The 21,503-nt window shown below is 63.2% G+C and carries 19 protein-coding genes and 1 pseudogene; 17 read left to right on the forward strand and 3 right to left on the reverse strand.

Annotation, left to right across the window (positions count from 1 at the left end; all coding sequences use genetic code 11):
- The first annotated feature begins 6 nt into the window (after window positions 1–6).
- The 9 genes from LOZ74_RS07425 to LOZ74_RS07465 all read left to right on the forward strand — a co-directional run bounded on the left by LOZ74_RS07425 (window position 7) and on the right by LOZ74_RS07465 (window position 8,432).
- Window positions 7–561 carry a hypothetical protein gene (locus LOZ74_RS07425; RefSeq protein ID WP_230293508.1) on the forward strand — a complete coding sequence of 185 codons (555 nt, stop codon included), beginning with the start codon at window positions 7–9 and terminating at the stop codon, window positions 559–561.
- A gap of 25 nt (window positions 562–586) precedes the next feature.
- Window positions 587–1,420 (forward strand): TIGR04222 domain-containing membrane protein, encoded by an 834-nt coding sequence (locus LOZ74_RS07430; RefSeq protein WP_230293509.1) that lies wholly within the window; start codon window positions 587–589, stop codon window positions 1,418–1,420.
- A gap of 22 nt (window positions 1,421–1,442) precedes the next feature.
- Window positions 1,443–2,189: a tRNA (guanosine(37)-N1)-methyltransferase TrmD gene (trmD, locus tag LOZ74_RS07435; RefSeq protein WP_230293510.1), complete on the forward strand. Its 747-nt coding sequence runs from the start codon at window positions 1,443–1,445 to the stop codon at window positions 2,187–2,189.
- Window positions 2,186–2,554, forward strand: coding sequence for a 50S ribosomal protein L19 (gene rplS / locus LOZ74_RS07440; protein ID WP_230281253.1), 369 nt, complete (start codon window positions 2,186–2,188; stop codon window positions 2,552–2,554). Before trmD ends, rplS begins: the two co-directional genes overlap by 4 nt.
- 83 nt (window positions 2,555–2,637) lie before the next feature.
- Window positions 2,638–3,885, forward strand: coding sequence for an APC family permease (locus LOZ74_RS07445; protein WP_230293511.1), 1,248 nt, complete (start codon window positions 2,638–2,640; stop codon window positions 3,883–3,885).
- Between the two features lie 80 nt (window positions 3,886–3,965).
- Window positions 3,966–6,260 carry a S9 family peptidase gene (locus LOZ74_RS07450; protein WP_230293512.1) on the forward strand — a complete coding sequence of 765 codons (2,295 nt, stop codon included), beginning with the start codon at window positions 3,966–3,968 and terminating at the stop codon, window positions 6,258–6,260.
- Between the two features lie 67 nt (window positions 6,261–6,327).
- Window positions 6,328–7,389, forward strand: a complete 1,062-nt coding sequence (gene hrcA, locus LOZ74_RS07455) for a heat-inducible transcriptional repressor HrcA (protein WP_230293513.1) — start codon at window positions 6,328–6,330, stop codon at window positions 7,387–7,389.
- A gap of 75 nt (window positions 7,390–7,464) precedes the next feature.
- Window positions 7,465–8,043, forward strand: coding sequence for a nucleotide exchange factor GrpE (gene grpE / locus LOZ74_RS07460; RefSeq protein WP_230281249.1), 579 nt, complete (start codon window positions 7,465–7,467; stop codon window positions 8,041–8,043).
- A gap of 128 nt (window positions 8,044–8,171) precedes the next feature.
- On the forward strand, window positions 8,172–8,432 hold the full coding sequence (locus LOZ74_RS07465; protein ID WP_230293514.1) for a YMGG-like glycine zipper-containing protein: 261 nt from the start codon (window positions 8,172–8,174) through the stop codon (window positions 8,430–8,432).
- Window positions 8,433–8,454: 22 nt separating this feature from the next.
- Here LOZ74_RS07465 and LOZ74_RS07470 read toward each other — a convergent pair whose 3' ends face one another.
- Together LOZ74_RS07470 and LOZ74_RS07475 are read right to left on the reverse strand one after the other, a co-directional pair.
- Window positions 8,455–8,946 (reverse strand): vgr related protein, encoded by a 492-nt coding sequence (locus tag LOZ74_RS07470; RefSeq protein WP_230293515.1) that lies wholly within the window; start codon window positions 8,944–8,946, stop codon window positions 8,455–8,457.
- An 8-nt stretch (window positions 8,947–8,954) separates the two neighbouring features.
- Window positions 8,955–9,587: a copper chaperone PCu(A)C gene (locus tag LOZ74_RS07475; RefSeq protein ID WP_230293516.1), complete on the reverse strand. Its 633-nt coding sequence runs from the start codon at window positions 9,585–9,587 to the stop codon at window positions 8,955–8,957.
- Between the two features lie 112 nt (window positions 9,588–9,699).
- On the opposite strand from LOZ74_RS07475, the gene dnaK reads away from it, so the two are divergent.
- Complete coding sequence (dnaK, locus tag LOZ74_RS07480) at window positions 9,700–11,634, forward strand: molecular chaperone DnaK (RefSeq protein WP_230293517.1); 1,935 nt, start codon at window positions 9,700–9,702, stop codon at window positions 11,632–11,634.
- 249 nt (window positions 11,635–11,883) lie between these two features.
- On the forward strand, window positions 11,884–13,008 hold the full coding sequence (gene dnaJ / locus LOZ74_RS07485) for a molecular chaperone DnaJ (protein ID WP_230293518.1): 1,125 nt from the start codon (window positions 11,884–11,886) through the stop codon (window positions 13,006–13,008).
- Between the two features lie 12 nt (window positions 13,009–13,020).
- Here dnaJ and LOZ74_RS07490 read toward each other — a convergent pair whose 3' ends face one another.
- Window positions 13,021–15,339, reverse strand: coding sequence for a patatin-like protein (locus LOZ74_RS07490; RefSeq protein ID WP_230293519.1), 2,319 nt, complete (start codon window positions 15,337–15,339; stop codon window positions 13,021–13,023).
- A gap of 104 nt (window positions 15,340–15,443) precedes the next feature.
- On the opposite strand from LOZ74_RS07490, the gene radA reads away from it, so the two are divergent.
- The 6 genes and pseudogenes from radA (at window position 15,444) to phaR (ending at window position 21,361) form a co-directional block, all read left to right on the forward strand.
- Complete coding sequence (gene radA, locus LOZ74_RS07495; RefSeq protein WP_230293520.1) at window positions 15,444–16,823, forward strand: DNA repair protein RadA; 1,380 nt, start codon at window positions 15,444–15,446, stop codon at window positions 16,821–16,823.
- Between the two features lie 4 nt (window positions 16,824–16,827).
- Complete coding sequence (locus LOZ74_RS07500) at window positions 16,828–17,370, forward strand: CvpA family protein (protein WP_230293521.1); 543 nt, start codon at window positions 16,828–16,830, stop codon at window positions 17,368–17,370.
- A 28-nt stretch (window positions 17,371–17,398) separates the two neighbouring features.
- Window positions 17,399–17,812 carry an iron-sulfur cluster assembly scaffold protein gene (locus LOZ74_RS07505; RefSeq protein ID WP_230293522.1) on the forward strand — a complete coding sequence of 138 codons (414 nt, stop codon included), beginning with the start codon at window positions 17,399–17,401 and terminating at the stop codon, window positions 17,810–17,812.
- Between the two features lie 153 nt (window positions 17,813–17,965).
- Window positions 17,966–19,549 (forward strand): annotated as a pseudogene (locus LOZ74_RS07510) (MFS transporter); the annotation flags it as partial.
- Window positions 19,550–19,589: 40 nt separating this feature from the next.
- Complete coding sequence (alr, locus tag LOZ74_RS07515) at window positions 19,590–20,657, forward strand: alanine racemase (protein WP_230293524.1); 1,068 nt, start codon at window positions 19,590–19,592, stop codon at window positions 20,655–20,657.
- Between the two features lie 122 nt (window positions 20,658–20,779).
- Complete coding sequence (phaR, locus tag LOZ74_RS07520; RefSeq protein ID WP_230293525.1) at window positions 20,780–21,361, forward strand: polyhydroxyalkanoate synthesis repressor PhaR; 582 nt, start codon at window positions 20,780–20,782, stop codon at window positions 21,359–21,361.
- The last annotated feature ends 142 nt before the right edge of the window (window positions 21,362–21,503 follow it).

A 21,503-nucleotide genomic window follows, 5' to 3' on the forward strand; every position in this document is an offset into this window, starting at 1 on the left:
CCATTCATGGCGGGTGGAGAGGATTATCGCACCACCGCCCTGTGGCAGCGCCTTGACCGGTATCGGGTCGGTCCCGCCGATGCCGAGTTCAGTTTCATTCAACGTCTGGCCTGCGAAAACGGGTGGAGCGAATCCCATGCCGACCGCGTGATGGAGGAGTACCGCCGTTTCTGCTTTCTGGCGATGCGCGCGGGCCATCAGGTAACGCCATCGGATGCCGTGGATCAGGCATGGCACCTGCATCTGACATACAGCCGCGATTATTGGGAACGCTTCTGCCCCGATATACTGGGCGCGCCGCTGCATCACGGCCCCACGGCGGGCGGCAAGGTCGAGCGGGACCGGTACTATCGCCAATATGCCGATACGCTTGCCAGCTATGAACGCTTTTTCGGCCCGTCACCGCCCGATATATGGCCAGCGGCCATGCAACGGCTCTATCGCGATCCGCAGGCCCGCCGCGTCAACCCCCGCGATTTCTGGATCCTGCCCAGGCGGCGCACGCTGGCGGTAGCAATTCTGTTAGCACTTGGCATTATGGCGGTTCTGCTGATCCGTTAAGAGCCGCCAGAGGGGGGAGCGCTCGATGCAAGGATGGAATCCGCTCGACTGGAGCGCCAATGCCTATCTGGGCTTTCATGCCATGGCTTTCGTCGCCTGTCTGATCCTTGGTGCGGCGATCCAGAACGGCATGCGACCCGAAGGGCGCGCGGGCGTGCTGCAAGGGGCCGAGGATACCGCCCTGTTGGCAGGCGGACCGATCCGTTTTCTGCAAGCGGTCGCCACCGCCCTGCTGGCGGACGGGCGGCTGGTGATGGCCGATAACGGCAAACGGCTGATGCGACCCGCCATGGCCGGCGCGGGGTCGGCAGGTTCCACGGCGGCGGAGCGGATGATGCTGGGCCGTCCGGGCATGATCGAACTGCGCCAGCTCAAACGCGTGATGCGAGAGCCTTTGCAAGGCGTAAAGCGCGACTTGCAGATGCGTGGGTTGATGATGGACAGCGGGGACGAGCGGCTGATCCGGTTTACCCAGGCCGCGCCCCTGTTCATGCTGTTGCTGTTCGGGCTGGAGCGTATGCGGCTGGGTGTGATCCGCGACGAATCCATCGGCTTTCTGGTCTTTTTCGAAATTGCGACTGCCATCGCCATGCTGCTGCGTTTTTTCGCGATCGATCCGGCGACGGTGCAAGGTAAGGCCGAGGTTGCGGCCGCAAAGGTGCGCGGCGAGCGGTTGCGCCGCGCCCCGCGCGAGCCCGAGATGGCGCAGGCGGTGGCGTTGTTCGGCCCTGCCGCGCTGGCGGGAACGGCGCTGAACCCGTTTCATCAGATGTTCGCAAATAATTCGTCGGGTGGCTGCGGCAGCGATGGCGGCGGAAGCGGCTGCGGAGGCGGCGGTTGTGGCGGTTGCGGTGGATGACCGGCGCCGCTAACGCCGCGCGATGAGTTTTGCAGCCACCGTCCTGACCCTTTATCCTGAAATGTTTCCGGGCCCCCTTGGCATCAGCCTTGCGGGCCGCGCGCTGGAAGCAGGATCGTGGGCGATGCAGACGGTCCAGATCCGTGATTTCGCCACCGACAAGCATCGCACCGTCGACGACACGCCGGCGGGCGGGGGCGCGGGCATGGTGCTGAAAGTCGATGTGCTGGCCGCCGCGATCGACCATGCGCGCGCGCTGAACCCGGGGGCGCCGGTGCTGGCGATGACGCCGCGGGGCAAGCCGTTGACGCAGGTCCGCGTGCGCGAACTGGCATCGGGGCCGGGCGCCATCGTGCTGTGCGGACGGTTCGAGGGGTTCGACGAGCGTATCTTTGCGGGCCGCGACGTCGAGGAAGTGTCGGTTGGCGACATCATCCTGTCGGGCGGAGAGCCTGCGGCCATCATGCTTCTCGATGCTTGCATTCGGCTGCTTCCCGGCGTAATGGGCGCCGCTTCAAGCGGAGTCGAGGAATCGTTCGAGAACGGTTTGCTCGAATATCCGCACTACACCCGACCTGTCGAATGGGAAGGGCGCACGATCCCTGAAGTGCTGCGATCGGGGGATCATGCGAAGATCGCGGCGTGGCGAAAGCAACGCGGCGAGGACGATACACGGTTACGCAGGCCGGACCTTTGGGAACGTCATGGTGACGTTCGGGGCCAGCCTGCCTCTGGCGCGCGGCACGATGATGAAGGCACAGGCATATGAACCTGATCCAGCAGCTTGAGGCAGAAGCCATTGCCGGCTTCTCCAAGGAAATTCCGGAATTCCGTGCGGGCGACACCGTGCGCGTCGGCGTGCGCGTCGTGGAGGGCACGCGTGAACGTGTGCAGAACTACGAAGGCGTCGTGATCGCACGTTCGAACCGCGGCATGGGTTCGAACTTCACCGTTCGCAAGATAAGCTTCGGCGAAGGCGTGGAGCGTGTGTTCCCGCTCTATTCGCCCAATATCGACAGCATCACCGTGGTCCGCCGCGGCGTCGTGCGTCGTGCCAAGCTCTATTACCTGCGCGGCCGTACCGGCAAGAGCGCCCGTATTGCCGAGCGCAAGACGGTTCGCGAGCAGGCCTAAGCCTTCAGGCGAGAGAGCTTCATGCTACACGAAGGGCGGTTCCTGCGGGAGCCGCCCTTTTCGATTCTGCCGGAGCCTTGTTCTTGAGCCAGCCAGACAGCGATTACGCCCCGACCAATAGTGTAGCCCGGAAGCGGCCGGGCCAGACGGTTCCCGGCCGCAAGGTCATGGGGCTGGGCGGGGCCTGGGCGATGGCTGTGGGCGGGATGATCGGTGGCGGCATTTTCTCTACATTGGGCGTCGTCATTTCCGTCGCCGGAAAATGGGCCGCGCTTTCCTTCCTGATTGGCGGATTGATCGCCTATGGCACCGGCCATTCCTATGCCCGGCTGACGGTAAGGCGCGATGCGCCGGGCGGATCGTACGGATTTCTGCGCGATCTGGGCCATCACCGGCTCGCACGACTTGTCGTCTGGGCGCTGATCGCAGGCTATGTCCTGACTGTCGCGGTCTATGGCTTCACGTTCGGCGCCTATACAGCCAATGCCTTCGGCGCGCCGGAATGGGTTGCGGCGGTTGCATCGGCGGGAGCGATTGCGATGATCGCGGGCATCAACCTGATGGGCGCGAAAGAAGCGACGATCGTGGAACTGTTCGCTGTTTGGACGAAACTCGTCATTCTGCTCGGGCTTGCTGCCCTTGGCCTTTGGCGCTGGGCTCCGGAAAGGCTAGCGCTTCCGGCTGGCGAGGCTGTGGGGCCGCTAGGTGCGCTGGCCGGTGTCGGGGTTGTTTTCATGGCGTATGAGGGGTTTCAGCTCCTGTCCTATGACTACGACGAGATGCGCGATGCCAAACGCACGATCAGCCGCGCGATGGCACTTTCGATTGCGGCGACGACCGCGACCTATATCCTCGTCGCCATCGGCGCGCCCATGCTGGCCGGAGCAGAACAGATCGTCGCGCGCGAGGAAATCGCGCTGGCCGAGGCGGGAAGGGCGGCTCTGGGCACGGCCGGCGTCGTTGCCATCACCATCGCCGCCGTGTTTTCGACTGCGAGCGCCATCAATGCGACCGTCTTTGCCACGGCGCGTCTGGCCGGAGCAGCCGCGCGCGACGGTGAGCTACCCGCCGCATTCGCGCGCACGGATAGTGGCGGCGTCCCCTATGTCGGCGTGCTGGTCATTTCCGGCTTGGCCATGCTGCTCGCCATCATCGGCGGGATCGAGCAACTGGTCGAGGGTGCGAGCTTCGTTTTCCTGCTCGTCTTCTCGCTGGTCAATGCCATCGCATGGCAGGCCCGCGTCACGCGGTTCTGGATCAGTGGCCTTGCGGCGATATTCGCGCTGGCGGCGGCGATCGTACTGGTGCTCTACGTTGCAGGGGTGCTCTAAGTGATGGATCGACGGTTGCAATTGAAATTGCTTTGGCCAATGAGCATCGGCAGTTCATTCAGTTCAGATCGGTCGCACCCATGCCAGTTACCCGTTCCCGCTTCTCGCGCCTTGGCGCGTCCGCCATGCTGCTCGGTTTTCTGATGGGCACGACGGCCATGGCGAAAGATACCTATGACTTGCCCGGCACGCAGGCGCAGGAAATGGCGGTGCCCGATGTGCCGCAAAAGGATCTGACGCTGGAGCGGATCGCAGGCAGTCCGTCGCTGAACGGGGCGTCGCCGCGTGCGATGAAGCTGTCGCCCGATGGCCGCTGGCTGACCCTGCTGCGCGCGCGCGACGATGACCGCTATCGCTATGATTTGTGGGCTTATGACCGGCAGGTCGGAACATGGTCGATGCTGGTCGATTCCGAAGCATTCGGCCCGGGCCGCGCCTTGTCGGAGGCGGAGAAGATGCAGCGCGAACGCGCGCGTATCGCCAGCCTCAAGGGGATCGTGTCCTATGAATGGTCGCAGGATGCGCAGTCCATCCTTGTCCCGCTGGACGGCGATCTGTTTCTGGCAAAGCTGGACGGCACCGTCACCCGCCTAACCGATAGCGAGGAGGGCGAGCTCAATCCCGCGATCTCACCCGATAATGCGCGCGTTTCCTTTGTGCGCGAGGGGCGGCTGTTGGTCGCACCGGTCGGCGGCGAGCCTGCGGCGGTCACGCCGGACGAGGCAAGCGATACGGTCCATTGGGGCGAGGCGGAATTTGTCGCGCAGGAGGAAATGGACCGCGACTACGGCTATAAATGGAGCCCCGACGGCAAACGCATCGCCGTGCTGCGTTATGACGAGGCACCGGTCGCGGTCGTCACGCGCACATCGATCGGCGCGGGCAGCACCACCACCTATGACCAGCGCTATCCGCTGGCGGGCACCGATAACGTGCTGATCGACCTGTATGTGATCGATCCCGATGGCGGCAACCGGATCAAGGCCGATCTGGGGGCTGAGCGCGATATCTATATCACCCGTGTCGACTGGGCGCCCGATGGCGCACTGTATGTGCAGCGCCAGAACCGCGCGCAAAGCCGGCTCGACATGCTGAAGGTCGATCCGGCGACCGGCGCCAGCACGCTGGTCTTTACCGAAACGGCCGAGGACGGGCACTGGATCAACCAGTCGTCCGACTATCGCTTCCTGAACGACGGCTCGTTGATCTGGCGTTCGGAGCGCAGCGGTTTCGGCCATCTCTGGCGCTTTGCCGACGGGGAATGGACGCAGCTGACACGCGGCGACTGGGTCGTCACCGGCCTGCTGGGCGTGGACGAGGAAGCGGGCGCGCTATGGTTCAAGGGACGGATGGACAGCCCGCTGGAAGACCATCTCTATCGCCTCGACTATGCCAATGGCGGCGCGCCTGAACGCCTGACCGAAAAGGGCTGGTTCTATGGCGGGTCGATGGACGGGGCGGGGCGCACCATGATCGTCAACCGGTCCAATCCCGCGCAGCCGACGCAATATTATCTGGCCGATAACACCGGCAAGCGCCTGACATGGCTGATGGAAAACGCGCTGGACGCCGATCACCCCTATGCGCCATTCGCCGCCAGCCATGCCGCCGCACGTTTCGGCACGCTGACGGCAGAAGACGGCAGCACGCTTTACTGGAAGATGCTGACCCCGAAGATGGAGAAGAGGAAGCGCTATCCGGTGCTGTTCCAGCATTATGGCGGCCCGCATGTGCAAGTGGTCGATCATTCATGGGATTCGGCCATTTCGCAATATTTCGTCGATCTGGGATATATCTGGTTCCAGATCGACAATCGCGGATCGGACAATCGCGGCGTCGCCTTTGAAAAGCAGATCCGCGAGGCCATGGGCTCGGTCGAGGTGGTCGACCAGAAAACCGGGGGCAGCTGGCTGAAAACGCTGCCTTTCGTCGATCCCGACCGGATCGCGATTTTCGGGTCCAGCTATGGCGGCTATATGACGTTGAAACAGCTGGAGGCCGATCCCGGTTTTTACGCTGCGGGCATCGCGGCCTCTTCGGTGACGAAGTGGGAACTGTATGACACGTTCTATACCGAACGCTATATGGGCGATCCGCGTCAGGTGCCCGATGCGTATGAGGCGTCGAATACCATCGCCGATGCGGCAGAGATCAGCGATCCGTTGCTGATCAGCCACGGGATGAGCGACGACAATGTGGTATTGGACAATACCACCGCCATGGTCGCCGCCATGCAGGAAGCGAATGTTCCGTTCGAAATGATGCTGTATCCCGGCTTTGGCCATGTGGTGTCGGGTCCGGTCATCACGCAGCACTATTACGGCAATATCGTGCGCTTTCTGGAACAGAACGGCGTGCCGCCCGGTGGGCGATAAGTCATATCCGAGCGGCAGGGTGACGAATCCGGTTGAGCGATCGGGTCGCACTTCCTAGATCACCCCTATGCCAGGCCCGCCGCTCCTCGAACTGTCCGACCGCGCGCGCGAGATTTTCCGTCTCGTCGTCGAAGGCTATCTGGGGGACGGCCAGCCGGTCGGGTCGAAGAGCCTTGCGGGCGGGCTGGACCTGTCTCCGGCATCGATCCGGTCGGTCATGGCCGATCTGGAGCGGCTGGGCCTGCTGGCCGCGCCACATACCAGCGCGGGACGATTGCCGACCGAAACGGGGCTGCGCCTGTTCGTCGACGGGATGATGCAGGTGGCAGAGCCGAGCGCCGCCGAACGCGCCGCGATCGAGCGGGAATTGTCGGGCAGCGGGCCGGTCGAAACGGCTTTGGCGCGGACATCGGCGCTGTTGTCCAGCCTGTCTGCCTGTGCAGGCGTGGTCATGGTGCCTGCCCGCGAACCGCGGCTCCAGCAGATGAGTCTGGTGCCTTTGGGCGATGACCGCGCATTGGCCGTGCTGGTGGGAGAGGACGGCGATGTCGAGAACCGCGTCGTCCCGCTGGCTGCCGGAACCGATCCTGCCGCACTGGTGCAAGCCGGCAATTACATCACCGCGCGGCTGCAGGGCCGCACTCTGGCCGAGGCTGCGCGCGCCATGCATCGCGAAATCGCCGACGAGCGTGCCGAACTGGACGCTGCGGCGCGCGATCTGGTGGAGCGTGGCCTTGCCGTGTGGAGCGAGGATGCGGCGCGGCGCCCCGTGCTGATCGTGCGCGGACAAGCGAACCTGCTGGACGAAAGCGCCGTGGGCGATCTGGAACGGGTGCGGATGCTGATCGACGATATCGAACGCAGCGAACAGGTCGCCGCCCTGCTCGACAATGCGCGCGAGGCGGACGGGGCGCGGATTTTCATAGGGTCCGAGAACAAGCTGTTCTCGCTTTCGGGCTCATCGGTCATCGCCTCGCCCTATCGCGACCGCGAGGGGAAGGTGATCGGCGTGGTGGGCGTGATCGGGCCGACGCGGTTGAATTACGCGCGCCTAGTCCCCATGGTGGATTTCACCGCGCGCAGCCTTGGCCTCAGCCTGGATGCGCGCGTGGGCCATGCGGGGCGCTAGGCGGGATCTTTTCCCCCTGGTAACCGGTTTGGCGACAGGGATTTTTTCGAGACAGTCAGGAACAGAAACAGCGCCATGAGCGACGATAAAACGCGCGACGAAGCAGTCGAGAACGAATTGAAGGGCGTTCCCGAGGACATGATCGAGAACGAAAACGCTGGCGACAACCCGGAAGAAAGCGTCGACGAGGCGCTGGCCAAGCTGGGTGCCGAGCTGGACGAGGCGAAGCAGCAAGTACTTTATGCCCGCGCCGACACGCAGAATCTGCGCCGCCGGATGGAAAAGGAAATCGCCGACGCCCGCGCCTATGCCGCGACCGGTTTTGCCCGCGATATCCTGTCGGTGTCCGATAACCTTGCCCGTGCGCTCGACGCCATTCCCGCCGATCTGCGCGAGGATGAGAAGTGGAAGGGCCTGATCGCGGGTATCGAAGCAACAGGGCGCGAAATCGACAAGGTTTTCGCTTCGCACGGGATCAGCCGGATTGCAGCCAAGGGTCTGCCGCTGGACCCGAACCAACATCAGGCCATGATCGAAATTCCGACCAACGATGCCGAACCCGGCACCGTGGTGCAGGAAATGCAGGCGGGTTACATGATCAAGGACCGTCTGCTGCGCCCCGCCATGGTCGGCGTCGCGAAAAAGCCGGACTGATCGGGCTATCCGGGCAAGCGGCCTGACCTTCGAACGCCACGCTCCGGCGACGGCATCGGGGGTTTTCAGGAACGTTTCGGCATGTCTCCGCATTGGGTGGGTAACTTACCCCATGCGGAGAATTTGCCATGAACATCAGGAAATTGACCCTCCCGCTCGCGGCTACGGCAGCATTGGCGACCGCCGGATGCGCGGATAATTACGCGGTCGAAGGCGCGGCGCTGGGCGCGGCGGCGGGCGCGGGTGTCAGCGCGGTAACGGGTGCCGATCTCGAAACCTCGGCCGCGGTTGGCGCGGCGGCGGGCGGGGCGATCGGTTATTTCACCGACAAGAACGATACGTGCGACGGTTACAACGACGCAGGATACCTCGACAACGACTGTCGCTAGGGTCCGGCCAACCCGAACCTGCCTAACCGGCCGGTTCGAAGGGCAGGATAGTTTCAAGCTGCTTCAACGGCGGCGCACCGCGCAGCTTGTGGCCTTGCCTCAGCAGAAAAACATGGCGCACGATTTCGGCCTGTTGTTCGATCCCATAGCGGTCGAGCGGCAGGCCGGGCCTTATGGCATAGTCGTAACGGCAAAAAGGATGGCGCATCAGCACCAGCCAGTATTTGCCGCGCTGCTGCGCCTGCCAGACATGCGTCATTTCGTGAATGAACAGACCCTGCGCAGATAGCGAGGCGTAAGCAAAATCGTCGCAATATTGCGTGTGACCGGTCGGAAAATGAATATGTCCGCAGGGCGCCATCACCGTGTTGCGCGGCTGCAGGGGAAACCATTTGCTCCGCCGGACCGTCACCGGTTCGAGGTCTATGGCCGATCCGAAGACGGATGCGACCATTGCCTTTTCGCCATCGGTCAGACCGCGTGTGCCGCCGACGGGGCAGGCATGTGATTGCATGGGTGTACTCAGCGCGCCATTCCTTCATGCGCGGAATGGTCCATGGCGGGCATGGCTTCCTTTGCGCCTTCAAGTGCTGCGGACAGCGGATCGGCGGGTCCGACGATCTGCGCTGTCGCCGAAATCTTGTCGCCGTTTTCCAGTGTCAGCGTCAGATCGGTCGTGCCCCCCGCGACCAGCGCGGGATCGATATCGAACAGCATCACATGAAAACCGCCGGGTGCGAATTGTACGGTTTCGCGTGGCTCCAGCACGATCGTGCCTGCTGCCGCCATCATCGAAACGCCGTCGACCACTTTCGTCTCATGCAGTTCGGCCTCTCCCGCTCCGGTCACATCGACGCCAGCGATGCGCACGGGTTCATCCCGCAACGATTGCAGCGTGAAATAGGCACCGGCCGGACGGCCCGACACGGCGGGAAGGCGGATGGCGGCATTGTCCAGCACCATGCCAAGCTGCGAGGGCGCGGCGGCATCCTGTTGCGCCGTGTCATCGGAGGGCGTGCTGTCTCCGCAAGCGGCAAGGGGAAGGGCTGCGGCAGCCAGCCAGAGCAATGTGGTACAGGATCGCATGATAAAGCCGGTTCCTTGAACGCAATTGGTGATGGCGGCCAGATAGGCGGCCTTGCAGACTTGTGCCACCGAAAACCGCCCCTATATCGCCCCCACAATCGAAGAGCCGCAAGCGCTCGCTTGCCCCGATGGGGAGTGTGCCAAACGCGGTGTCCGCAAGTAGAAGGGTGGAATTTACTCAATGGCTAAAGTTATCGGTATCGACCTCGGCACGACCAACAGCTGCGTGGCAGTGATGGATGGCGACAAGCCCAAGGTGATCGAGAATTCCGAGGGCGCGCGCACCACGCCATCGATCGTCGCTTTTACCAAGGATGGCGAGCGTCTGATCGGCCAGCCTGCCAAGCGTCAGGCGGTGACCAATCCCGACAACACGATCTTTGCGGTCAAGCGCCTGATCGGCCGCCGTTTCGAAGACCCCATGACCAAGAAGGACATGGAGCTGGTCCCCTATGACATCGTCAAGGGCAAGAACGGCGACGCATGGGTCAAGGCGGGCGGCGAAGATTATTCCCCCTCGCAGATTTCGGCCTTCACGCTGCAAAAGATGAAGGAAACCGCCGAGAGTTTTCTGGGCGAGACCGTCACGCAGGCCGTGATCACCGTTCCCGCATATTTCAACGACGCGCAGCGCCAGGCGACCAAGGATGCCGGCCAGATCGCAGGTCTTGAAGTGCTGCGCATCATCAACGAGCCGACCGCGGCGGCGCTGGCCTATGGCCTCGACAAGAACGACGGCAAGACCATTGCCGTTTACGACCTTGGCGGCGGTACGTTCGACATCTCGATCCTCGAGATTGGCGACGGCGTGTTCGAGGTGAAGTCGACCAATGGCGACACCTTCCTGGGCGGTGAGGATTTCGACAGCGCGATCGTCGAATATCTGGCCGAAGCCTTCCAGAAAAAGGAAGGCATGGACCTCAAGAAGGACAAGCTGGCCCTGCAGCGCCTGAAGGAAGCTGCCGAAAAGGCCAAGATCGAGCTGTCGAGCGCGCAGACCACCGAAGTGAACCTGCCGTTCATCACCGCCCGCATGGAAGGTGGCAGCACGACTCCGCTGCATCTGGTCGAGAACATCAGCCGCGCCGATCTGGAGCGTCTGGTCGACCGTCTGATCCAGCGCACGCTGGAGCCGTGCAAGAAGGCGCTGGCAGATGCCGGCGTTTCCGCCAAGGAAATCGACGACGTCGTGCTGGTCGGCGGTATGACCCGCATGCCCAAGGTTCGCGAAGTGGTGAAGAACTTCTTCGGCAAGGAACCGCATACGGGCGTGAACCCCGATGAAGTCGTGGCCATGGGCGCTGCCATTCAGGCGGGCGTTCTGCAGGGCGATGTGAAGGACGTGCTGCTGCTCGACGTGACCCCGCTGTCGCTGGGTATCGAGACGCTGGGCGGCATCATGACCAAGATGATCGACCGCAACACCACCATCCCGACCAAGAAGTCACAGGTCTATTCGACGGCCGATGACAATCAGCAGGCCGTGACGATCCGCGTGTTTCAGGGTGAGCGCGAGATGGCGGCGGACAACAAGCTGCTGGGCCAGTTCGATCTGGTCGGCATTCCGCCCGCACCGCGCGGCGTTCCGCAGATCGAGGTGACCTTCGACATCGACGCCAACGGTATCGTGAACGTGTCCGCGAAGGACAAGGGCACCGGCAAGGAACAGCAGATCCGCATCCAGGCATCGGGCGGTCTGTCGGATTCCGACATCGACCAGATGGTGCAGGACGCCGAAAAGTTCGCCGAGGAAGACAAGCAGCGCAAGGCGCGTGCCGAGGCACGTAACCAGGCCGACAGCCTTGTCCATTCGACCGAGCAGCAGTTGAAGGAAAATGGCGACAAGATCGACGCGGGCCTCAAGTCCGAGATCGAGGCCGCCATTGCCGAGACCAAGACCGCGCTTGAGGGCGAGGATGTCGATGACATCAACGCCAAGTCGCAGGCCCTTGCCGAAAAGGCGATGAAGATGGGGCAGGCGATTTACGAAAAGCAGCAGGCCGAGGCAGGCTCTGCCGCCGAGGGTGCGCCCGAAGCGGATGCGGCCGACGAAGACGTCGTGGATGCCGAATTTTCGGAAGTCGACGGCGACGGCGACGACAATAAACCGGCGTAACGATCCGTGCCCCTTGCGGGTGCGGACTTGAAAACCGGCCCGCAGGTCTATTAGGCAACACACGGTTAACCCGCCCTGTTAACCTTGCCGATAGGCCTGCGGGTCTATTTCGATGCGGCCCGGCGCTGTGATCGTATGGGGTTGCTGCCATTGTTATGCGCGATCGCGGGGCGGGTCGTTTCTCGCGCAGTGTTGGATGATTTGCCGATCCGGTACCGCAGGGCGCGGGCCGGACGTTACGGAGGCTGAGTGGAAACCGAAGTCGACTTTTACGAATTGCTGGAAGTCGAGCGTTCGGCGGACGATAAGACGATCAAGTCCGCCTATCGCAAGCTGGCCATGCGCTTTCACCCGGACCGCAATCCGGGCGATGCGGATGCCGAGGCGCGTTTCAAGGCGATCAGCCGCGCTTATGACTGCCTGAAAGACCCGCAAAAGCGCGCTGCCTATGACCGGTTCGGTCACGAGGCCTATGAACAGGCAGCGAGCGGCGGTGGCCAGGGCGGCGGTCAGGGTTTCTCTGACATCGGCGATATTTTCGAGACCATTTTCGGATCTGCCTTTGGTGGCGGTGCCAGCGGCGGACGACCGCGTCGCGGGGCCGACCTGCGCTATGACATGGAAATCACGCTGGAAGAGGCGTTCCATGGCAAGGATACCGAGATTTCGATCGAAGTCTCGCAAACCTGCGAGCCGTGCAGCGGTTCGGGCGCCGAACCCGGCACAGGCAAGCGTGGCTGCGATACTTGCGGCGGCTTTGGCAAGGTCCGCGCGCAGCAGGGTTTCTTCGTGGTCGAACGGCCATGCCCCACTTGTCACGGACGCGGCGAAGTCATCGAAACGCCGTGCAGCGCCTGTCGCGGGGAAGGACGTGTGGACAAGGTTCAGAACCTTGACATCACGATTCCGCCCGGCGTCGAAACCGGAACGCGTATACGCCTGTCCGGCAAGGGCGAGGCGGGACCGCAAGGTGCGCCAGCGGGCGATCTTTACATCTTCATGCATGTCCGCCGTCACGAAGTGTTCGAACGCGACGGGACCAATCTGTTCACCAAGGTACCGATCACTTTCACCAAGGCAGCGCTGGGCGGTACGGTCAGCCTGCCGGGGCTGGATGGCGAATGGATCACGGTGAACATTCCCGCCGGTGTCCAGTCGGGCAAGCAATTGCGCAAGCGCGGCGATGGCATGCCTGTGCTGCAAGGGCGCGGGCGCGGCGATCTGGTGGTCGACATTCAGGTCGAAACCCCGCGCAAGCTGTCGTCGAAGCAAAAGGAACTGCTGCGCGAATTCCAGCAGAGCGAGACCAAGGCCCAGTGCCCCGATGCGATGGGTTTTTTCGAGCGGATCAAGTCCGGCTGGGGCAAGCGTTAAACCGGTCGCGGGTCAGGCGGGGAGCTTTTCCTCGACCTCGGCCCGCAGCGCGGTAACCAGCGATGTGCGGCACAGTCCGGCCTTTTCCTCTTCGTCCAGGATCGCTAGAAACGCCTCGCGCCTGATGGCGGTCAGCGTGGTTTCGGGCAGGGTCTGTTCGGGCTCCAGCGTAGAGGCGACGATGTCGATCATCCGGTCCGCGCCGTGCAGCCTGCCCCACAGATAATCGTTTTCGCGATAGGCGCGGCTGAAGAAGGCCCCGAAATTATAGAATTCGATCCCGCGCAGGCAGGTCGAGGCGCCGCCGGGCCGGATGGCAGAGGCGTCTTCGGGCGATATGCGGTCGATCTTGATCGGCTCGAACTCGTCAAAGCCGCGCGCGCCCAACAGGGGCAGCGTGGCAATGTCGTAAAACGGAAAGCCCAGATAGGCGAGCAACATCGCCCGTCGCTGCTCGCGCGGCAATTGCGCCAGCCCCTCGGCCAGCAGCGCATCGACCACAGGGTCGGTCGCCGCCAGATCGCGGGTTTCTGCGATATGGGCAATGGCTCCATCCGGCTGCGACAGCACTTTCCCGGCCAGATCGGGAAATTCGTCGCCCAGTACCTCGATCCCGTCGAGCCGCGTATAGATCGACAAAGCGTCATACACCGCCTTGCGTGCAATCTCGCGCTTGGGCGGGGGGAGCGTGCCGCCGATGTCATTGGGCGATAACCGGCGGGCCAACAGGCGCAGGCGGCGGATGCGAAAGCCCAGATCATGCGCGCGGAAGAAATCGATCGCATCTCCGCTCGCGCCCAGTTTTCCGCCTGAAAGGCTGCCCAGTCCCTCACGCTCGAAATGACCGGTCAGCGCGCCGATCACGCTTTCGCGCACCGGTCTGTCGCCGGGGATGGCGCGGTGGATCAGCCCTGCCAGATGTTCGACAATGCCGGTAAACTTGCTGCGGGCATAGGAATGAAAGGCAAAGCCTGCCTGTTCGGCCGCGGCCTGCTGCGCGCGGCGGCGCCATTTGGTCAAACGCTCGGGCGTCGGGCGGTCGAGGAACAATGTGCGGCCCAGCAGACGGTCGACCGTCGCCTCCACTTCGGGGCGCAAGCCTTCGACGATGGCGCGCAGGCGTGCCGCCTCGCGGCTGTGCGCGTCGATGCGTTCCAGATCGTCACGGATCGGCTGTTCGCGCGGAATGGCCGACAGGGCGCCAAAGATCGAAGAAAAGAAGCCGACTTCCTTCTGTTCCTGCCGGTCGTTGCCCGCGCCGGTAATGCGCAGGTCGGGGCGAGGATCGATATAGATGAACCGGCGGTCCACCTCTCGCGTGGCAGGGCGGCCACTTAGCGCAGCGATCGCCTCGGCAAAGGGCGCGCCGACCAGCACCGCGCCATCGATCAGTGCGACCTGATCCAGATCATGCGCATGGGCATGATGCGGCATGATGCGCGACAAGAACGCATCGCGGCTGTTCCAGTCCAACCGGCGCTCGCTGGCTAGACTTTCGATCTCGGCCACGGTCAGCGGCGGGAATGCACCGGGAAAGCTGCTGGTGGCGCGGGCAGCGAAAACAAGCTCGGGCCGCGGCGCCAGCGTGGTATCGCCGCCATGCGCGCGGAACGATATGGGCAGGCGATGCTCGGTCTCGGTTGCAAGCGCGGGGGAATGCAGCCGCAGCGGTACGCGGCTGCCGCGGAAATCGGTGGCCGTAACGAACAGATCGACCGGATGGCCTGGCGGTACCAGCGGCGGGCCGTCCTCCTGTTCGGCCATGGCGACCAGCGCGTCGTCGATCATGCGCGCCATGCCGATCCCCGAAAAGGGCGGCGCGAACCAGCGCGACCGGATCAGCCGCGACAGCTTCGCGCGCACTTCCTCGCGCGTTTCGACGGCCACGGTGCGTGACACGGCATTGCCCGGACGGCGCAGCGCATATTCGACGATGGGCTGCGCCCAAAGCTTGGAAAAGCGGTTGCCCGGACGCGCTTCGGGCGCGACCAGAACGTCGCTGTCGGCGCGTTCAAGCCACAATCGGGTCAGCGGATCGAGCGAGCGGCCCGTCAGCAGCCCCTCGGCCAGAAAGATCGCGTTCAGTCCGCCTGCGCTGGCGCCTGTCAGAATGTCGGGGATCACACGCAGCCGCGTTTCGCCCTGATCGGCAATGGCTGTCAGCAGATCGCGATAGGCGCGCTGGACCGGATTGCCCGAGGGCTCTCCGCTGCGGAAATCATGGCTGGCGCGGGCGAAATGCCAAAGCTCCTTGGTGACGCCATGCATATAGACCGCAAGGCTGACTCCGCCGTAGCAAACCAGCGCGATCCTCAGTTCCTTCTCCCGCATCGCATGATTGTGACAGCAGCGGGTTCAAAAAGCCAAGCAAATTGCACGGGAAAATCACACCCATCGGCAATTGCGTTCCCGATCCGTTCCGGATAAGCGAGGCCATGGCGAAACCCAAACGCAGATTCGTGTGCCAGGCCTGTGGCAGCGTCGCCCACCGCTGGCAGGGGCAATGCGCCGATTGCGCAGAATGGAACACGCTGGTCGAGGAAGCGCCCGCGACGGTGTTCGCGGCCAAGCATGATTTGTCGGGCGGCGGGCGTCCGATCGCGTTCACGCCCTTGGATGCCGAGACGCCTTTGCCGGTGCGCCAGCCAACCGGCATGGCGGAGTTCGACCGTGCTTTGGGCGGCGGCATGGTGCCGGGCAGCGCGATCCTGATGGGCGGCGATCCGGGTATCGGCAAATCGACGCTGCTGCTGCAGGCAAGCGCGAGCGTGGCGCGGGCGGGCAAGGCGGCGGTCTATATCAGCGGCGAGGAAGCGGCGGGGCAGGTGCGCCTTCGTGCCGGGCGTCTGGGTCTGGCCGATGCGCCGATCCAGCTCGCCAGCGCGACATCGGTGCGCGATATTCTGACGACTCTGGGGGGGATGGACGCGCCCGCCTTGCTGGTGATCGATTCGATCCAGACCATGCATTCCGACCAGATCGAGGGCGCGCCGGGCACGGTCAGCCAGGTGCGCGGCTGCGCGCTGGAACTGATCCGCTATGCCAAGGAATCGGGCTGTGTGCTGGTGATGGTCGGCCACGTGACCAAGGACGGCACTATCGCAGGGCCCCGCGTGCTCGAACATATGGTCGATGTGGTGATGAGTTTCGAGGGGGAGCGGTCGCACCAGTATCGCGTGCTGCGCGCGCTGAAAAACCGTTTTGGCGCGGTCGATGAAATCGGCGTGTTCGCGATGGAAGGGGCGGGCCTGACCGAAGTGGCCAATCCCTCGACCCTGTTCCTGTCCAGCCGTGACGAGCCTGTCGCGGGCAGTGCGGTCTTTCCGGCGCTGGAAGGCACGCGGCCCGTTCTGGTCGAGATACAGGCGCTGATCGTGCGGCTGCAATCCGGCGCAACACCGCGCAGGGCTGTCGTCGGTTGGGATTCGGGGCGGCTTGCCATGTTGCTGGCCGTGCTGGAATCGCGGTGCGGGCTGAATTTCTCTTCGGCAGAAGTCTATCTGAACGTGGCGGGCGGTTATCGCCTTTCCGATCCTGCCGCCGATCTGGCCGTGGCGGCGGCATTGGTCTCGGCTCTGGCGGACAAGCCTTTGCCCAAGCAATCGGTATGGTTCGGAGAGGTTTCGTTATCGGGCGAGATCCGTTCGGTGGCCCACGCGCCCCTGCGATTGCGGGAATCGGCCAAGCTGGGCTTTGACAAGGCTTTCGGACCGTCTCTAAACTCGGCTTCGTTAAGCTCCGAACAAGGGACGGGACGGTATGATCCGCTCGACCTTCTGATAGGGCTCGTCGACAGGGTAGTGGGCGCAGACTGATTTCATGGAAATTTCCGGAATGGATTTTACCGGTTTCGACCTTGCCGTGCTGGTGATCGTGGGGCTGGCTGCCGTTGGCGGTCTGCTGCGCGGCTTCGTGCACGAGGTATTGGCGCTGGGCGCATGGATCGCCGCGATTGCCGCGATCTATTTCCTCCACGAGCCGCTGACGTCGATGCTGACCGAGTTTTTCGAGGATAACCAAACCAATGCGGGGCTGCTGGCATTCGTGCTGCTGTTGCTAGTGCCCTATGCCGTTATGAAGCTGATTGCACGCTGGGCAGGGGGTAAATCGCGCAATTCGGTGCTGGGCCCGATCGATCGGATGCTGGGCATGGGTTTCGGCGTGGTGAAGGGCGCGATCCTTGTGGTGCTGTCCTTCTCTATCCTTGCGCTGGGTTACGACATGGCTTGGGGGGCCGAGGGGAGGCCCGACTGGATCAAGCTTGCGCGCAGCTATCCCTTTGTGAACTCAGCCAGCAATGCGCTGGTAGAGACCATCGCGGAACGGCGCGAGGAATTGCAGGACGCGGCAGACTCGATCTGATGCGCCTCTTGTTCAGGCTTCACCGGCGATGAATGCGGCCCGTCTTTACACACCGCAGGTTCTGGCCGCGGCAGTATCGCTGGCGCGGTTTCCGTTGACGGACGATCTGCCGCTTCGTGGCGAAGCGCGGTCTGCCAGTTGCGGCAGCGTTTTGACGCTGGGTTTGGCAACCGACGGTAACGACGTGATTACGCGTACCGGTATTGCGGCGCAGGCCTGCGCGGTGGGTCAGGCATCGGCGGCGATCTTTGCCGAACATGCGGCGGGGATGAATGCTGCGCGCATCGCCGCGGCGTCGAGGGGATTGCGCGCCTGGCTGGCTGGCGATGCGCCGCTTCCCGATTGGCCCGGATTGGAGCTGATCGCGCCGGCGCGTGCCTATCCCGCACGACACGGCGCGATCCTGCTGGCATGGGATGCCGCCGAAAAGGCTCTGGCCTGACCGGCAGGGCCAGTCCCAAGGCTTCTTGGCAAACGCCGCTTTCCCGCGCTAGTGATCGGCAAAAGGGAACGGGAGACGGGAATGACGCAAGCGGGCCAGTCGCAGGGCGGTGGTGAAACCGCTTTCGACAAGGAATTGAGCGGATCGGATGTTCGGCTGGTGATCGGGGCTTCCTCGGTAGGGACGATCTTCGAATGGTACGATTTCTTCATCTACGGCACGCTGGCCGGTCTGATCGGGGCCGCCTTTTTTCCTTCGGGTAACGAAACGCTGCAATTGCTGCTGGTGTGGGCAGGCTTTGCAGTAGGGTTCGGGTTCCGCCCTTTGGGCGCGATCCTGTTCGGATTTCTGGGCGACCGGCTGGGCCGCAAATATACGTTTCTCGTCACCGTGACATTGATGGGCGTGGCAACGGCGGGCGTCGGTCTGATCCCCTCTGCCGCGACGATCGGCATCGCGGCGCCGATCATCGTCATACTGCTCCGCATCTTGCAGGGGCTCGCACTGGGCGGCGAATATGGCGGTGCGGCAATCTATGTCGCCGAACATGCGCCGCCCGAAAAGCGCGGGTTTTATACCTCTTTCATTCAGGCCAGCGTCGTGGGCGGCTTCGTGCTGTCGATCGCGGTCGTGCTGGCTTGCCGCTTCCTTATCCCCGCCGATGAATTCGCGGCATGGGGCTGGCGCCTGCCGTTCCTGCTGTCGCTGGTGCTGCTGGCGGTGTCGCTGTGGATGCGCCTGAAACTGTCGGAAAGCCCCGTCTTTCGGGCGATGAAGGAAGCAGGAGAGACAGCGAAAAACCCCTTCGTCGAAAGCTTTACCTATCCCGGCAATAAATGGCGGATCGTCGTCGCCCTGTTCGGGGTTACCGGATCGCTGACGACGATCTGGTACACTGCGTTTTTCTCCAGCCTGTCGTTCCTGAAAGGGCCGATGCGGGTCGACGCGCTGACGACCGAACTGATGCTGTTCGCGGGCGGGCTCATCGCCATGCCGCTCTATGTCATCGTCGGCAAGTGGTCCGATCGGGTCGGGCGCAAAAAGCCGATCGTGATCGGCCAGATATTGTCGCTGGTCCTGCTGTTTCCGGTGTTCTGGTTCATGGGACAAATGGCCAATCCCGGCATGGTCGCTTCGGCCGAAAGCGCGCCCGTTGTGGTGGCAGGGCCCGATTGCAGCTACGATCCCTTTGCCGATGCGCAGGCCACCGATTGCGGCCGCCTGATCGAGGACCTTACCGTCAGCGGCGTGCCCTATAGCCTGACCGAAGCGCCCGAACTGACCTTGTCGGTCGGCGCCGAAAGCAGCGCCGTGCCGTCCTACCCGGCGGACGATCCGCAGCTTCGCCGCGCTGCCTTGCAGGAACGGCTGGCACGGGCGGGTTACGACTTCGGCACGCAATATCCGGGCTGGGCGCGCATTGCAGGCATACTCGGGGCATTGGTCGTGTTATCGGTGTTGTCGGCATTGACCTATGGCTCGGTTGCGGCCTTGCTGGCGGAAATGTTTCCGCCGCGCATCCGTTATAGCTCGATGTCGATCCCCTATCACATCGGGGCGGGCTATTTCGGCGGGTTCCTGCCGTTGATCGCGGCCTATATCATTGCGCGCACGGGCGATGCCTATGCGGGGCTGTGGTATACGTGGGTGTTCATGCTGCTGGGACTGATCTTCGCAGTCATCGGGCTTAAGGGCGGGCCGCCCAAAGATTTCCACGAAAGCGAATTCGACGCATAGGGGTCTGGTGTGCAGGGCGGGGATATGCGAACGGCGGCGAATGACGGCTGAAACCGGCGAGCTGCCCCGATCCCATCCATCCCCGCTTCGCCTGTCCTTCGACGGCGGGGCACTTGCGGCGAACTGGCGCGCGATGGACCGGCTTTCGGGCAAGGCGCGGACCGGCGCGGCGGTCAAGGCCGATGCCTATGGCATAGGGATCGACCGGGCGATGCCGGCGCTGTGGGATGCGGGGTGCCGCGATTTCTTTGTCGCGCACTGGTCCGAAGTGGCAGCCGTGCGCCATTACGCACCTTCATCGTCCATTTCGGTCCTGCTTGGTCCGATGGGCGATGCCGATGTGCGATTTGCGCGCGAGACTGGGGTGCGCCTCGTGATCAACAGCATCGAACAGGCGCGCCGGTGGACGGCGGCGGGCGGGGGCGTATGCGATCTGATGGTCGATACGGGCATGAACCGATTGGGAGTGCGGCCCGAAGAACTGGGCGATCCGGCCATCGCTGCGCTCGATATCGATATAGTGCTGTCCCATCTCGCCTGCGCAGATGAAGAGTCCGCACTGAACGACCGGCAGCGGAGTATTTTCGCTTCGCTGTTGCCACAATTGCAGCATCGCCGCGCCAGCCTTGCCAATAGTGCGGGAATAGCATTGGGTGCGGGGTATCACTTCGATCTGACCCGTCCGGGTCTTGCGCTGTATGGCGGCGTTCCGCGCGGTGAACTTGCACAAGATCTGCAACAGGTGATCGCGCCCGAAGCCGCCATCGTGCAAATCCGCACGCTGCCTGCGGGCGAGAGCATCGGTTATGGTGCCAGCTTTACCGCTGCGTCGGATATGCGCGTGGCGATCCTGTCGCTGGGCTATGCCGACGGATATCTGCGTTGCTGGTCGGGCAAGGGGGAATTTACGGCAACGGACGGAGCGGTTCTGCCGGTGCTGGGCAGGGTTTCGATGGACCTGACCGCCGTCGATATCACCGCAGCGCCGCATTTGCGTGAAGGAGACTGGCTGCGCGCCGGTTACGATCTGCCCGCAGCGGCGGAAATGTCCGGATTGTCGCAGTATGAACTGCTGACGCTGGCGGGGCCAAGGCTGCGGGCCGGATAGCTTGCGGGGGGCGGCTACACCGTGCTATTAGCATTTGCAGCAAACTTGCGCAGCATTAGCTAGAGATGTTCGGGTTGCATCCGCAATTTTAGTCTGGGGCGCAATTCTATCTTGGGGGATATGTGGCGGACAAAGAAAAATCCGGTGATGTGATCATCATCAAGAAATACGCCAACCGGCGTCTGTATAACACCGATTCGTCGAGCTATATTACGCTCGATCATCTGGCGGAGATGACGCGCGAGGGTGTTGAATTTCAGGTGATCGACGCCAAAAGCGGCGCCGATATTACGCACCAGATCCTGACCCAGATCATCATGGACGAGGAAGCGGCCGGTTCGCAGATGCTGCCCGTCACTTTCCTGCGCGATCTGATCAGCATGTATGGCAATTCGATGCAGGCGATGGTCCCGCATTATCTGGAAATGTCGATGTCGCAGTTTCGCGACAACCAGATGAAGATGCGCAAGGCGTTCGAGGATTCGATGGGCAGCAATCCGCTGGCCAAGCTGGCGCAGCAGAACATGGCGATGTTCAAGGCGGCGACCGATGCCTTTATGCCCGGCGTTGCCAAGGGCATGGGCGACGAAGAAGGGGCCGAAGGCGAAGACAAGCCTGCCGCTCCGCAATCGGGTAACGAGCTGGACGAGCTGCGCAAGCAGATGGCCGCCATGAAAGAGCAGATCGACAAGCTCAGCAGCTGAATTTCCATCCGCCGCGCCTGCATCGTGCGGTGCGCGGCGGAAAACAAAGGTTCTTCACGCGCGCTGCCCCTTGGCAAGGGTGCCGCGCGGTCATATGGGGGCTCGTTTCGGGCCCCTTTTTTCGTGCCGGTCCGATGCGCCG

Origin of the sequence: Croceicoccus sp. Ery5 (genome assembly GCF_020985325.1) — a bacterium.
In the GTDB taxonomy this organism is placed as follows: domain Bacteria; phylum Pseudomonadota; class Alphaproteobacteria; order Sphingomonadales; family Sphingomonadaceae; genus Croceicoccus.

Coding starts and splice junctions, on each gene's coding strand:
- LOZ74_RS07425 (WP_230293508.1), top strand. CDS start 7: ATGGCGGGTGGAGAGGATTATCGCACCACCGCCCTGTGGCAGCGCCTT.
- LOZ74_RS07430 (WP_230293509.1), top strand. CDS start 587: ATGCAAGGATGGAATCCGCTCGACTGGAGCGCCAATGCCTATCTGGGC.
- trmD (WP_230293510.1), top strand. CDS start 1,443: ATGAGTTTTGCAGCCACCGTCCTGACCCTTTATCCTGAAATGTTTCCG.
- rplS (WP_230281253.1), top strand. CDS start 2,186: ATGAACCTGATCCAGCAGCTTGAGGCAGAAGCCATTGCCGGCTTCTCC.
- LOZ74_RS07450 (WP_230293512.1), top strand. CDS start 3,966: ATGCCAGTTACCCGTTCCCGCTTCTCGCGCCTTGGCGCGTCCGCCATG.
- hrcA (WP_230293513.1), top strand. CDS start 6,328: ATGCCAGGCCCGCCGCTCCTCGAACTGTCCGACCGCGCGCGCGAGATT.
- grpE (WP_230281249.1), top strand. CDS start 7,465: ATGAGCGACGATAAAACGCGCGACGAAGCAGTCGAGAACGAATTGAAG.
- LOZ74_RS07465 (WP_230293514.1), top strand. CDS start 8,172: ATGAACATCAGGAAATTGACCCTCCCGCTCGCGGCTACGGCAGCATTG.
- LOZ74_RS07470 (WP_230293515.1), bottom strand. CDS start 8,946: ATGCAATCACATGCCTGCCCCGTCGGCGGCACACGCGGTCTGACCGAT.
- dnaK (WP_230293517.1), top strand. CDS start 9,700: ATGGCTAAAGTTATCGGTATCGACCTCGGCACGACCAACAGCTGCGTG.
- LOZ74_RS07490 (WP_230293519.1), bottom strand. CDS start 15,339: ATGCGGGAGAAGGAACTGAGGATCGCGCTGGTTTGCTACGGCGGAGTC.
- radA (WP_230293520.1), top strand. CDS start 15,444: ATGGCGAAACCCAAACGCAGATTCGTGTGCCAGGCCTGTGGCAGCGTC.
- LOZ74_RS07500 (WP_230293521.1), top strand. CDS start 16,828: ATGGAAATTTCCGGAATGGATTTTACCGGTTTCGACCTTGCCGTGCTG.
- LOZ74_RS07505 (WP_230293522.1), top strand. CDS start 17,399: ATGAATGCGGCCCGTCTTTACACACCGCAGGTTCTGGCCGCGGCAGTA.
- alr (WP_230293524.1), top strand. CDS start 19,590: ATGACGGCTGAAACCGGCGAGCTGCCCCGATCCCATCCATCCCCGCTT.